The following is a 10,580-nucleotide window of genomic DNA, read 5'->3' on the forward strand; positions in this document are numbered from 1 at the left end:
GTGCGCGGGCGGCGGGTCCCGTCCTCGATCGCCGGACGGGCCGGGAGCGTGCCGCCGCTGTGAGTGTGGCGGGGTGTCCCGTCCTCGACCGCCGGACCGGCAGAGAAGGTGCCGTCGGGCGCAGGAATGTGCCCTCCGGCTCAGAGTTTGCGGAAGTCCCACGACGCGATCGCGTCCGGTGTCAGCCGGATCCACGCGTGGCGGCCGTCGTGGGGCATCGTGTCCAGGTTGAAGTTCTTGCGGGCGAAGAGGCGCTCGGGGGCGTCGAGCTCGGGGCAGGGCTCGCCGGTGCGCGGGGACTCGCCGACGAAGACGGCCGTGCCCGAGAGTTCCACGCCGCGCAGGTCGCCGTACTCCTCGCCGGCGTCGACGACGACGGCGATCCGCGGATCGCCGCGCAGGTCCGTCCAGCGGCGGCTGCGGGTGATCGAGTAGAGCCACAGGGACGTGCCGTCCCAGGCGAACCAGAGGGCGCTGACGTGCGGCCGCCCGTCCGCGGACACCGTCGCCACCCGGCAGGTGCGCTGTTCGGCGAGGAACGCGTCCAGTTCCGCCGGTGTCATCATGATCCGGCGGCCACGGCGCTGAGTGACGGCCATGTCGGGCCCCTCCCGATAGCTGACTGGGTGTCAGGAATCATGGACGCTCTTCCCTCATGGCGCAATGCCGGTTACCGTCGCGCGCCCGGTGAACTGCCGGACACGTCGACGAGGAGGGCGGAGAGATGCCGTCGTTCGAACAGCTGGTGGAGCAGCTCGAGCCGGCCGGCACGGTGCTGCTGACCGTCGAGTGCCAGAACGGTGTCGTCGGCAAGGACAGCGCCCTGCCCGAACTCGCTGCCGCGGCACGTGCATCCGGTGCCCTGACCCAGATCGCCCGTCTCGTCGCCGCCGCGCACGACGCCGGGGTGCAGGTCCTCCACGCGGTCGCGGAGCGGCGGCCGGACGGGCGCGGCTCGAACCGCAACGCGCGCCTCTTCCGGGCCGCCGAGCGCCTGCCCGTGCAGCAGCACTCGGGCAGCAGGGCGGTCCGGATCGCCGAGCCGATCGAGGTCGCGGACGAGGACATCGTCGTACGCAGGCTGCACGGGCTGTCCCCGATCGCCGGGACCGACGTCGACGCGCTGCTGCGCAACCTCGGCTGCCGCACCCTCGTCGTGACGGGCGTCTCGGCCAATGTGGCCATCCCGAACGCCGTCTTCGACGCCGTCAATCTCGGCTACACGGCGGTCGTCCCGGCGGACGCCATCGCGGGGGTGCCTGCCGATTACACCCCCGCGATGATCCGCAACACCCTGTCGCTCGTCGCCACGGTCACCACCACCGACGACGTACTCGCCTGCTGGAAGCGTCCTCGGCGCACACCCGTCACGCGAGCTTGATCGAGTCCCCCTCCACCACGATCGACGCGGCCGGCAGGCCCGTGGTGGCGGGACCGGCCTTCACGCTGCCGTCCGTCGCGTCGAACTTGCTGTTGTGGCAGGGGCAGATGATCTCGCCGCCGGTGACGTTCTTCACCGCGCAGCCCTGGTGGGTGCACTTGGACGAGAAGGCCTTGAACTCGCCCGCCTTCGGCTGGGTCACCACGACATCGCCGACGACCACGCCGCCGCCCTCCGGGATGTCCGCGGTCTTCGCCAGCACCTTGCCCCCGCCGCCACCGCCCGTCGTGCCGCCGGAACCGCCGGTGGTGCCGCCGCTGCCCGCGGGCTGTTCGCCCACGGTGCCCGAGCTTTCAGAGCCGCCGCACGCCGTCAGTGCCGCGGCGAGCCCTGCTCCGCCCGCCGCCGCCACGACGGTGCGCCGTGCCACCTTGCGTGCCGGTCCCTGCGTTCCGGTCATGCCCGACTCCCCTTCAACGGTCGGCCCCCTGTTCAGGCCGCTCTTGATGTTCTGCCGCTCTTGATGTTCTACGGGACCGGGGGGCACCCCGTTCAACGGGCCACGCCGAAAACCGAGCAGTAGTACTGCCAGTGCTGCACAGGAGTCCTGCCCCGGCTCCCTCCCGGTGCCGCGGGACGTGGGCGGAAGGGCGGACGCGCGGGGCGAGGGCCGTCGCTGGTGAATGCCGTCAGGGCGCCGGGCGTGATGACGCCACCCGGGCGGTGTCACCCGTCCACCGGTAGGCCGTGCGGCTCCTTGATCCGCTTCATGATGATCTGCGAGTTGACCTCGGTGACGCCGGACAGTGCGGTCAGCTTCTCGATCCACAGCCGCTCGTACGCGCGCAGATCCGCTACCGCGACGCGCAGCAGGCACCCCGGGCTGCCGAAGAGCCGATGTGCCTCGATGACGTCAGGAATGTCCTGGAGGGCGGACTCGAACGCCTCGACCACTTCACGGTCGCGCTCGACCTCGATGGAGACGAGCACCTCGAAGCTCCGGCCGACCGCCTCCGGGTCGATGACGGCCCGATAGCCCTGGATCACCCCGTCCTGCTCCAGTTGCCGGACGCGGCGCATGCACGGCGAGGCGGTGAGGCCCACGCGCTGTGCCAGTTCCTGGTTGCTCAGTCGCCCATCGTTCTGCAGCTCGCGCAAGATATGCCTGTCGATCTCGTCCATGGAGCAATTATTCACCTCGAAGCCTGAGGGCTGAAGCTAAAACTGGCGATCAAATTGCGGGTAGATGTCCCTATCATTGCGTTCGGCTGCTCCGGCCATCCCCGGATCAGCCATGGGACGCAGCCCGGCCGGGCCAAGAGCGGGGCCGGGCCGCGTCCTGACGGGTTCGCCGCCTCGACCGCGGCACGGACGAGGAGTGGGCACTGTGGGACGGATCGTCGTCATCAGCACCGGTGGGACGATAGCCAGCCGGTGGCAGGGGTCGGGGTACGCCGCCGACGCGCACGGCCGGGACGTCATGGCGATCGCCGCGGTGCCGGAAGGCCTCGCGATCGAGGTCGTCGACCTGTTCAGCGTGAACAGCCCTCGCCTCACCACCGCCCACCAGCTCACCCTGCTGCGCACGGTGCACGAGGTGCTCGCCGATCCCGGCGTGGACGGCATCGTCGTCACCCATGGCACCGACACCCTGGAGGAGTCGGCGTTCCTGGTCGACCTCCACCACGACGACCCCCGCCCGGTGGTGTTCACCGGCGCCCAGCTTCCGCTCGACGCGGCCGACGGCGACGGATCAGGCAACCTTCACGACGCACTCCTGACCGCAGCCACCACGCGCGGTCTCGGCGTACTGGTCGCCTTCGACGGCAAGGTGTACGCGGCTCGCGGCACCGTCAAGACGCAGACGCTCGCCCGTGATGCCTTCGGCGACCCGTCCGGCGCCCGCGTCGGGAACGTCGGCTTCGGGCGGGTCTCCGTACTGCGCCCTCCGCGGCGCGCCGCCGCGCTCGCGCTGCCCTGGATGCCGGACAGCCCGCCCCGTGTCGACATGGTGATGCACCATGCCGACGGCGATCCGCTGCTGCTGAACGCGGCCGTGGACGCCGGGGCCCAGGGAATCGTCCTCGTGGCCACCGGCGCCGGCAACGCGACCCCCGAAATCGTCGAGGCCGTCGCCTCCGCCACCGCCCGCGGCGTGCTCATCGCGCTGACCACCCGTGTCCAGGCCGGACCGGTTGCCGAGATCTACACCCATGGCGGCGCGGTCGACCTCGTGGCCGCGGGCGCCGTGCCGACCGGCACGCTGCGCGCCGGCCAGGCCCGGATCGCCGTACTCGCCGCGCTGCTCGCCTCCCCCGATCCGCGGGAGCGGAACCGGGTGCTGCGGCATGCGCTCGGCGAGGCCGTGCCCGCCGACGACGACCCGGCCGTCGAACTCGTCCGGGCAAGGGCCTGATCCGGATGGTCCCGGAGCCCGCCGGACCTGCGCGGCACGCCGCCCTGGAACCCGCCCAGCCGCTCCCGCACCCACCTCTTCGTACACGCACCCGACAAGAGAGTCCGCACCTCCATGGCCACGAACGACCTTGCCCACTCCGAGTTCCGCGCCGAGCACGATCTGCTCGGCGAACGGGACGTCCCGGCCGCCGCCTACTACGGGATCCACACCCTGCGGGCCGTGGAGAACTTCCCTGTCACCGGCACCCCGATCTCGGCCTACCCGGACCTGGTCATCGCCCTCGCCTGCGTCAAGCAGGCAGCGGCCCTGGCCAACCGAGAGCTCGGCCTCCTGGACGGCCGCAGGGCGGACGCGATCGTGACCGCCTGCGAGGAGATCCGTGGCGGGAAACTGCACAGCGAGTTCGTGGTCGACGTGATCCAGGGCGGCGCGGGCACGTCGACGAACATGAACGCCAACGAGGTCGTCGCCAACCGCGCCCTGGAACTCCTCGGTCACCGCAAGGGCGAGTACGCCCAACTGCACCCGCTGGAGGACGTCAACGCAGGACAGAGCACCAACGACGTCTACCCGACCGCCGTCAAGATCGCCCTTGACTTCACCGCCCAGCGCCTGCTGGACGCCATGGAGGTGCTCCGCTCCGCCTTCGCGGCGAAGGCGGAGGAGTTCGCGGACGTCCTGAAGATGGGCCGTACCCAGCTTCAGGACGCGGTGCCCATGACCCTGGGTCAGGAGTTCGCGACGTACGCCGTCATGCTCGGCGAGGACCACAAGCGCCTCACGGAGGCACGCGAACTGATCCGTGAGATCAACCTCGGGGGAACGGCGATCGGCACCGGGCTCAACGCCCACCCCGAGTACGCGGCGCTGGCCTCCCGGCATCTGCGGACCATCACCGGACTGCCGCTCACGGTCGCCGACGACCTCGTGGAGGCCACGCAGGACGCCGGTGCGTTCGTTCAGCTGTCCGGCGTGCTCAAGCGCATCGCCGTCAAGCTCTCCAAGGTCTGCAACGACCTCCGGCTGCTGTCCTGCGGACCGCGCGCCGGCTTCGCCGAGATCAACCTGCCGCCGGTGCAGGCCGGTTCGAGCATCATGCCGGGCAAGGTGAATCCCGTCGTCCCCGAGGTGGTCAACCAGATCGCGTTCGAAGTCATCGGCAACGACGTGGCGGTGACCATGGCCGCCGAGGCGGGCCAGCTCCAGCTGAACGCCTTCGAGCCGATCATCGCCCACAGTCTGCTCAAGAGCCTGACGCACCTGAGGGCCGGCTGTCTGACCCTTGCAGAACGCTGCGTCCGCGGCATCACCGCCAACCGTGAGCACCTCGCCGGCCTTGTCGCCCGCTCCATCGGCCTGGCCACCGCGCTCAACCCGCACATCGGCTACGAGCAGGCCACCTCCGTCGCGCAGGAGGCCCTCACGTCGGGCCGCAGCGTCCATGACCTCGTCCTCGACAAGGGCCTGCTGACCAAGGACGAGCTCCAGCGCATCCTGCTCCCGGACAATCTCGCCCGCCCGCACATCCACGCGGCCGACCCGGCGTCTCACGCCCACACCGCAGGCCCGTCGCCGCGGTGAAGGCCCTTGGTCGGCTCTGCGGACCCCGGGCGGTGTCCGCGACCCTCGCTTCGATCGGCCGGCAACCGACGACCTGACCCGGCCGGGACGGCAGCGGCCCTGCTGCCGACGGCCGGGCCCGACGGCCTCGGGTGCATGCGCGACAGCTCGCGCAGCAGCCGCCCGGGCCGGAATGCGCGAATCGGCCGTCGCTCACGAGGTTCGCGGCGCAGGCCTCGAGCATCGGGTCGGTGAACTCGGGGAAGGGCGGCGGCGTCCGGGCAGCCGGCTTGTCGAACGCGACGACGGAGGCCCGGCGCTGCCACAGGCCGGGCGCCTTCGACCACGCGGCGACCGCGTGGGCTCGGGCCGCGCGCTCGGCAGCGTCCTGGCCGACGAATCCGTGCAGCGCCTCGGTGGCGTACCAGTCGCAGACTCCCCGGTCCGCGATGTGCTCCTGTCCAAGCCTGGCGGGCAGGTCACATCCACCGGTCGGGGCCTGGGTCGCCGCCCTCCGCCCGTACGGCGAGACGCTGCATGTAGTGCGTCCAGCCCTCCTCGTGGGCGGCGCATGCCGCGGGGGACGGCAGGCCGCTGTGGACCAGGCGCAACAGGGTGCCGTCGGCGACCGGCTCCAGGGTGATCTCGACCGTGGTGGAACCGGGCGGTACGGGCATGCTGCCCTCGGCCCAGCCCCAGGTGAGGACGAGTCGCTTGGGAGGGTCGATCTCGACGAAGCGCCCCTCGGCGACGTTCTCACCGGTGACGTTCGTCCGGTAGGCCCCGCCCGGCTCGAACGTGAACGCGCCGTCCCTGCCCATCCAGGACAGCCACTTCTCCCGGTCGGTGAAGAAGGAGAACACGGTTTCGGGCCGGGCGGCGATGCGCCGCTCCACCGTCACCACACCTGCGCCTGTGCTCACTTGGTCCTCCCTTCGGACGTCGCGTTACGCTCGGCCACCTCCGCCAGTCCGGCGAGGGCGTCGAGCTTGATGGCCCACATCGACTGCAGGTAGTCGTCCAGCGGGCCCATGCGCCGGCGGTCCGCACGGTAGAAGCGCTTCCTGCCGTCCTGGCGCAGCGTAACCAGACCCGCGTCCCTGAGCACCTTGAGGTCTGCTCATGCGAGAGGTTATTTTAGCGTCGGCTAAAATAGCGGCACGGCGCTTCCGCCCGACCCCCGACGAACGGACCCTCATGGCCGGCATCGCAGTTCAGATCCGCATCGACTCCGACACGGACACCGTCTACCGGGCGATCTCCACCGCCGACGGCGTGGCCGGCTGGTTCACCACCGGCGCCGAGATCGGCGAGGGCGTCGGCGCACCGGCTCGCCTTTCCCGGGGCCCCGATGACCTGGGACTTCCGCATCGAGACGGCGGAGCCGGGCAAGCGCCTGACGCAGACCGTGGTCGCAGGACCGCCGCAGGGGATCGGCATCGAGATCGTCCACGCCCTGGAGGCACACCCCGAAGGCGGCACGGTGGTGCGGTTCGACCATGCGGGCTTCGCGGAGGTCGACGACATGTTCCGCGAGGTCACCATGGGCTGGGCGGGCATGTTCATGCGCCTGAAGGAGTACGTCGAGACCGGCACCCCCGGTCCCGTACTTCACCGTCTGAACCCCGCCCTCCCCAACACCGCCCGTCCGGCCGCCCCACGGGGCCGGACCGGCAAGGAACGGCCCCGTATGCCATGGACACCCGTCGGCAGCGGTCGCTTTTCCCCGCGCAGCCGCCGCAGGCGGCGGGAATGCTGGGTGGAACGCAGGCCGGCCCGTCCCGGCACGGCCCACCCTCATGACAAGGCGACACGATGACGATCGACGCAACGGCGGAGCGGGTGATTCCGCTCCCGCCCGAACAGGTGGCGGCCTACGCCATGGACTGGCGCAATGACCCCGAGTGGACCCAGGGCATCCGCGAAGCGGCACTGACCCGGGAAGCCGACGCGGGCGGGTTCGGCGTCGGCGCCGAGGTGACCCGCACCGCGTACTTCCTCGGCAAGCGCATCGACTACGTGCTGCGCATCGCGGAGCACGAACCCTCAAGGCTGCTGGACATGGTGTCGGTGGCAGGCCCTGTGCCGATGCACATCACCTACACCTTCACCCCGCATCCCGACGGCACACTCGCGGGTATCCGCGTCCGGGGCGATGCCGGCGGCTACTACCGCCTGGCCGCGCCGATCATGGCCAGGAAGGTCCGCTCCTCCATCGGCAAGGACCTGCGCGACCTCGAGCGCAAGCTGCTGGAGTCACCGTCATGACCGCCGGTCCGCACCTGGGCGGTCCGGGCAAGGGAGGGAAGTCCGACATGGCATTCGACGAAGGACTGGCTGCGCGGATCCGCGAACGCCTGAGCGCGGATCCGGCGATCACCGAGAAGCACATGTTCGGCGGCCTGGCGTTCCTGCATCAGGGCAACATGGCCGTCGGCGTCATCGGGGACGAACTCGTGGTCCGCGTCGTACCCGACGGCACGGACGCCGCCCTCGCCCGGCCCGGTGCGCGCGTCTTCGACTTCACCGGCCGCCCGATGCGTGGCTGGGTCGTCGTCGCCGCATCCGCGCTCGCCGAGGACACCGACCTCGACGCCTGGATCGACGAAGGCCGCACCTTCGCGGCCCGCCTGCCTCCCAAGTGACCGAGCACGGGCCGGCACCGTGCCGTACGCCGACCCACGAGCTCAGGTCGCCCGTGCTGACGGGCCGGAGATGGCCACGCCGATCTCGGCCAGGATCACGTCCGCGGGGGTGAGGGTTTCCAGCCCCGGAACTACTTGGTACTGGCGGCCGTTGTGGGTCCTTTGCCGGCCGGGAGTCCACCGGAGAAGCGGGTGAGGACGGGCCCGGTGATGGCGCGTATGAAGACGTAGGCAGTGACCAGGGGGGGCGACGTCGTCGTGCATCGTGCCGACCAGGCCGATGATGACGAGGGAGAACTCGCCGCGCGCGACAAGGGCTGTTCCGGCGCGGAGCTGACCGGGGGGTCCTACCTGTTCGCGGGAGTCGGCCTAGCGGCCGGTGGCGATTTTCGTCGCGGTCGTGACCGCGGCCGGCGCGAGGGCGGCCGGCAGGAGCGGCAGCAGGTCGTCGGGGTTGACGGATCAGTTCGACGGCGAGGAAGAAGACGGCGGCGAAAAGGTCCCCGAGAGGGCTGAGAACGGCGCGGCTGCGGTTGGCGGTCTCGCCGGTGGTGTGCATCTCGGGCGGCGGCCGTAGCCGTCCGGTGCGTCGGCCGCTATTCAACCAGTCGGTTGACAAGGCCATAGGGTCGGCCGTAGGTTTATTCAACCGATTGGTTGAAGATGCGAGGTGCGAGATGGCCAGCGACCGGCTGTCCCGGGTGTTCTCCGCTCTGGCCGACCCGACCCGGCGCGACATCGTGGCCAGGCTGGCCGCCGGGGATGCCACGGTCAACGAACTGGCCGAGCCGTACGACGTGACCGTGCAGGCCGTGTCCAAGCACATCAGGGTCCTGGAAGACGCCGGTCTGGTCAGTCGCAGCAGGGACGCTCAGCGGCGGCCCTGCCGCCTTGAGGGAGAGGTCTTCGACCTGATGACGAAATGGATCGAACGTTACCGGCGCGAGGCGGAGGACCGTTTCCGTCAACTCGATGCCGTCCTCGAGCAGATGGAGGAACAGCCGGCGACGGGCACCCCGACGAAGGAGGCGGCATCATGAGCACCACGAAGGCGAACCGCCGGCACGAGACGCAGATCGTGGCCGACCCGGCTCTGCCCACCATCCTCATCGTCCGGGAGTTCGATGCTTCGCCGGGGCGCGTGTTCCGGGCGTACACCGATCCTGACCTGGTCGTCCAGTGGCTCGGCCCGCGTCGGCTCACCATGCGGATCGACGAGTACGACACGCGCAGCGGTGGGTCGTACCGCTATGTGCATCGCGAGGACGACGGGACGGAGTACGGCTTCCGCGGCGTGTTCCACGAGGTACGCCTCAACGAGCGCATCGTGCAGACCTTCGCCTTCGACGGCTTCCCGGACGGCGTCAGCCTGGAGACAACCGCCTTCGAGGACCTCGGCGGTCGCACCCGGGTCACCACCAAATCCCTCATGGACTCCATCGAGGCCCGCGACTCGATGATCAAGAGCGGCATGCAACGCGGCGTCCGGGAAGGCCACGAGCGGCTTGACGAACTGCTCAGCGGCCGCCAGAGCGGCAACGCCGACCGACGTACCGAGATGGAAGGCTTGAGATCATGACGAGGGCAGCCGATGAGCACCGCACCGTCGCAGGGGTATTCACGGACCGCGTGCGCGGAGTGCGTCCCGGGGCATGGGACAACCCAGCGCCGTGCGAGGGGTGGGTCGCCCGGGATGTGGTGCGCCACCTTGTCGAGTGGTTCCCGGACTTCCTGAAGGCTGGCGCCGGAGTCGAACTGCCGAAAGGGCCGTCGGTGGACGACGACCCGGTGGCGGCCTGGACGGTGCACAGCGACGGGGTGCAGGCCCTCCTCGACGATCCGGCCACGGCGCAGAGGATGCTGTCGAACCAGCACATCGGAGAGGTCCCGCTGGACCAGGCGGTCGACCGGTTCTACACCGCCGACGTCTTCATGCACACCTGGGACCTGGCGCGGGCCACCGGCCAGGAGGAGCGCCTCGACCCTGGCAGGTGCGCCCAGTTGCTCGACGGGATGCTGCCGCTCGACGACGTGCTCCGCAAGAGCGGGCAGTACGGACCACGGGTCGAGGTACCCGAAAGCGCCGACGTACAGACTCGCCTGCTCGCCTTCATCGGCCGTAAGCCTTGAGTGTGTCTCCCTGCTGCCCAGGAGGCGGGTGGTGGAACGGAGTAACTCGTGGACGATGCGGGCCAGGCGCAACGTAAGGGACTACGAGCGCAGATCTCCCATGCCGAAGCGCACATCCGGTGGGCGTTCATCACGCTCATCTCCCGCCGTCTGGCCGGCACCGGCGGCCCCAGCAGTCGTCGGCGTCCCTCGCCGCGTGAAGACCGAGGGTCTTCCGCTGCCGTTCGACGATCCGTCCATCGACGCCGCACCGAACGGCAAGCAGGTTCCCCACCTCCCTCATAACGCTGTGACCAGCGGAAAGAGGTTCAGACACAGCTTCTGACCGAGAGCGCGGCGGTAACGCAACTTGTTCAGCACGATCTAGCGCGGAACCCCGGGCGTTCACGCCCGGGAGGAAGCGCTTGTCTCGATTGCCCTGACCCGTGCTGGACCACGGGTCTGC

At 70.2% G+C, this 10,580-nt stretch carries 14 protein-coding genes and 1 pseudogene; 9 read left to right on the forward strand and 6 right to left on the reverse strand.

The window, feature by feature from the left end:
- Positions 1-140 precede the first annotated feature (140 nt).
- Entirely contained in the window at positions 141-599 is a 459-nt protein-coding gene (locus tag ACFV9O_RS32255; protein ID WP_385424107.1) for a pyridoxamine 5'-phosphate oxidase family protein, read from the reverse strand.
- Between the two features lie 125 nt (positions 600-724).
- On the opposite strand from ACFV9O_RS32255, the gene ACFV9O_RS32260 reads away from it, so the two are divergent.
- Complete coding sequence (locus tag ACFV9O_RS32260; protein ID WP_385424110.1) at positions 725-1,381, forward strand: cysteine hydrolase; 657 nt, start codon at positions 725-727, stop codon at positions 1,379-1,381.
- On the opposite strand, the gene ACFV9O_RS32265 is transcribed toward ACFV9O_RS32260, so the two are convergent.
- On the reverse strand, positions 1,368-1,841 hold the full coding sequence (locus ACFV9O_RS32265; protein WP_385424113.1) for a Rieske (2Fe-2S) protein: 474 nt from the start codon (positions 1,839-1,841) through the stop codon (positions 1,368-1,370). The two genes, ACFV9O_RS32260 and ACFV9O_RS32265, sit on opposite strands and share 14 nt — an antisense overlap.
- A 266-nt stretch (positions 1,842-2,107) precedes the next feature.
- Positions 2,108-2,563, reverse strand: coding sequence for an Lrp/AsnC family transcriptional regulator (locus ACFV9O_RS32270; protein ID WP_385424116.1), 456 nt, complete (start codon positions 2,561-2,563; stop codon positions 2,108-2,110).
- Between the two features lie 205 nt (positions 2,564-2,768).
- Here ACFV9O_RS32270 and ACFV9O_RS32275 point away from each other — a divergent pair, with 205 nt between their 5' ends.
- Both ACFV9O_RS32275 and aspA read left to right on the forward strand, forming a co-directional pair.
- Entirely contained in the window at positions 2,769-3,797 is a 1,029-nt protein-coding gene (locus tag ACFV9O_RS32275; RefSeq protein ID WP_385424118.1) for an asparaginase, read from the forward strand.
- A gap of 114 nt (positions 3,798-3,911) precedes the next feature.
- Positions 3,912-5,381, forward strand: a complete 1,470-nt coding sequence (gene aspA / locus ACFV9O_RS32280) for an aspartate ammonia-lyase (protein WP_385424121.1) — start codon at positions 3,912-3,914, stop codon at positions 5,379-5,381.
- A gap of 178 nt (positions 5,382-5,559) precedes the next feature.
- On the opposite strand, the pseudogene ACFV9O_RS32285 reads toward aspA, so the two are convergent.
- The 3 genes and pseudogenes from ACFV9O_RS32285 to ACFV9O_RS32295 all read right to left on the reverse strand — a co-directional run.
- Positions 5,560-5,838, reverse strand: a pseudogene (locus ACFV9O_RS32285) (DNA alkylation repair protein); the annotation flags it as partial.
- 1 nt (position 5,839) lies between these two features.
- On the reverse strand, positions 5,840-6,283 hold the full coding sequence (locus ACFV9O_RS32290; protein ID WP_385424123.1) for an SRPBCC domain-containing protein: 444 nt from the start codon (positions 6,281-6,283) through the stop codon (positions 5,840-5,842).
- Positions 6,280-6,468, reverse strand: coding sequence for a hypothetical protein (locus ACFV9O_RS32295; protein ID WP_385424126.1), 189 nt, complete (start codon positions 6,466-6,468; stop codon positions 6,280-6,282). Before ACFV9O_RS32295 ends, ACFV9O_RS32290 begins: the two co-directional genes overlap by 4 nt.
- A gap of 243 nt (positions 6,469-6,711) precedes the next feature.
- Between ACFV9O_RS32295 and ACFV9O_RS32300 the strand changes: the two genes are divergently transcribed.
- From ACFV9O_RS32300 to ACFV9O_RS32325, 6 genes are all read left to right on the forward strand, one after another.
- Positions 6,712-7,179: an SRPBCC domain-containing protein gene (locus ACFV9O_RS32300; RefSeq protein WP_385424128.1), complete on the forward strand. Its 468-nt coding sequence runs from the start codon at positions 6,712-6,714 to the stop codon at positions 7,177-7,179.
- Complete coding sequence (locus ACFV9O_RS32305; protein WP_385424130.1) at positions 7,176-7,628, forward strand: SRPBCC family protein; 453 nt, start codon at positions 7,176-7,178, stop codon at positions 7,626-7,628. The genes ACFV9O_RS32300 and ACFV9O_RS32305 overlap by 4 nt, the downstream gene beginning before the upstream one ends.
- Positions 7,629-7,675: 47 nt before the next feature.
- On the forward strand, positions 7,676-8,005 hold the full coding sequence (locus ACFV9O_RS32310; protein WP_385424133.1) for a TfoX/Sxy family protein: 330 nt from the start codon (positions 7,676-7,678) through the stop codon (positions 8,003-8,005).
- Between the two features lie 677 nt (positions 8,006-8,682).
- Positions 8,683-9,045: an ArsR/SmtB family transcription factor gene (locus tag ACFV9O_RS32315; protein WP_385424136.1), complete on the forward strand. Its 363-nt coding sequence runs from the start codon at positions 8,683-8,685 to the stop codon at positions 9,043-9,045.
- Complete coding sequence (locus ACFV9O_RS32320; protein ID WP_385424139.1) at positions 9,042-9,584, forward strand: SRPBCC family protein; 543 nt, start codon at positions 9,042-9,044, stop codon at positions 9,582-9,584. The genes ACFV9O_RS32315 and ACFV9O_RS32320 overlap by 4 nt, the downstream gene beginning before the upstream one ends.
- Positions 9,581-10,135, forward strand: a complete 555-nt coding sequence (locus ACFV9O_RS32325; RefSeq protein ID WP_385424141.1) for a TIGR03086 family metal-binding protein — start codon at positions 9,581-9,583, stop codon at positions 10,133-10,135. Before ACFV9O_RS32320 ends, ACFV9O_RS32325 begins: the two co-directional genes overlap by 4 nt.
- Positions 10,136-10,580: the final 445 nt, after the last annotated feature.

This window comes from Streptomyces sp. NPDC059909, assembly GCF_042730885.1.
Lineage (GTDB): Bacteria > Actinomycetota > Actinomycetes > Streptomycetales > Streptomycetaceae > Streptomyces.